This is a genomic window from Enterovibrio gelatinilyticus (assembly GCF_028683095.1).
In the GTDB taxonomy this organism is placed as follows: Bacteria; Pseudomonadota; Gammaproteobacteria; order Enterobacterales; family Vibrionaceae; genus Enterovibrio; species Enterovibrio gelatinilyticus.
On record NZ_JAJUBC010000070.1, the window covers coordinates 1 to 1,770 of the forward strand.

Consider the following 1,770-nt stretch of genomic DNA (forward strand, 5'->3'; position numbering starts at 1 on the left):
GCGGTCGAAACCACGATCAACGAAGACACCACGTCCACCGACAAGCCGACTCTGACGTTAACGGGCGATGCGTCCGTTATTGAAGGCGAAGAAGCGTCGTACACGCTCAGTATCTCAGAAGCACCCACAACAGCTTTAACCGTGACTGTCGTTGTTGGACATAAAACCTCAGAAGACGGCGATGTGACACCTGTGACCCGTGAAGTGGTGATCGCGGCGAACACCACGTCGACCGATTTCACGGTCGCGACGCTGGATGACAGTATCCTCGAAACCACTGACGATGATGTGTTCGAAGTCTCAGTCACTGGCACATCCGGCGGTGGTTATGAAGTGCTGCCGGATAACCCGTCGGCAGTCGAAACCACGATCAATGAAGACACCACATCAACGGACAAACCCACCCTGACGTTAACGGGTGACTCTGAAGTCGTTGAAGGCGAAGAAGCCAGCTACACGCTGACCATCAGCGAAGCGCCAACGTCCAATTTAACCGTAACAGTCGTTGTTGGGCATAAAACCTCAGAAGATGGTGATGTCACCCCCGTGACACGTGAAGTGGTGATCGCGGCTAATACGACGTCGACCAATTTCACCGTGGCAACGCTGGATGACAGCATCCTCGAAACCACTGACGATGACGTGTTTGAAGTCTCGGTGACCGGCACATCAGGTGGCGGATTTGAAGTGCTGCCAGATAACCCATCGGCGGTCGAAACTACGATCAACGAAGACACGACCGGCACTGATAAACCGACCCTGACGTTAACGGGTGACTCTGAAGTCGTTGAAGGCGAAGAAGCCAGCTATACATTGACCATTAGCGAAGCGCCAACGTCCAATTTAACCGTCACTGTCGTAGTCGGTCACAAAACCTCAGAAGATGGCGACATCACCCCCGTGACGCGAGAAGTGGTGATCGCGGCGAATACGACGTCGACGGATTTCACCGTGGCGACCTTGGATGATGCAGTCCTTGAGACCAATGATGATGACGTGTTCGAAGTCTCAGTGACAGGCACATCAGGTGGCGGTTATGAAGTGCTGCCGGATAATCCATCGGCGGTCGAAACCACGATCAACGAAGACACGACAGGCACCGATAAACCGACCCTGACGTTAACGGGTGATGCGTCTGTCATTGAAGGCGCGGAAGCGTCTTACACATTGACCATTTCAGAAGCGCCGACGTCGGCACTGACGGTGACTGTCGTTGTTGGTCATAAGACCTCCGAAGATGGCGATATCACCCCCGTGACCCGTGAAGTGGTGATCGCAGCGAATACGACGTCGACCGATTTCACCGTGGCGACGCTGGATGACTCTATCCTTGAGACCAATGACGACGATGTCTTTGAAGTGTCCGTGACGGGCACATCGGGCGGCGGATTCGAAGTGCTGCCGGATAACCCGTCGGCGGTCGAAACGACGATCAATGAAGACACCACGTCAACGGATAAACCCACCCTGACGTTAACGGGCGATGCGTCCGTCATTGAAGGCGAAGACGCCAGCTATACATTGACCATTTCAGAAGCGCCGACGTCGGCACTGACGGTGACTGTCGTTGTTGGACACAAAACCTCGGAAGATGGCGATGTCACCCCCGTGACGCGAGAAGTGGTGATCTCCGCCAACACCACCTCGACCGATTTCACCGTGGCGACCTTGGATGATGCCATCCTTGAGACCAATGATGATGACGTATTTGAAGTCGCGGTGACGGGCACATCGGGCGGTGGATTTGAAGTGCTGCCGGATAACCCATCT

The 1,770-nt window shown here is 54.6% G+C and carries 1 protein-coding gene; it reads left to right on the forward strand.

The window, feature by feature from the left end; translation table 11 throughout:
* Positions 1–1,770: immunoglobulin-like domain-containing protein (locus LRP50_RS25170; RefSeq protein WP_337992931.1), on the forward strand; the 1,770-nt coding region annotated here is incomplete at both ends.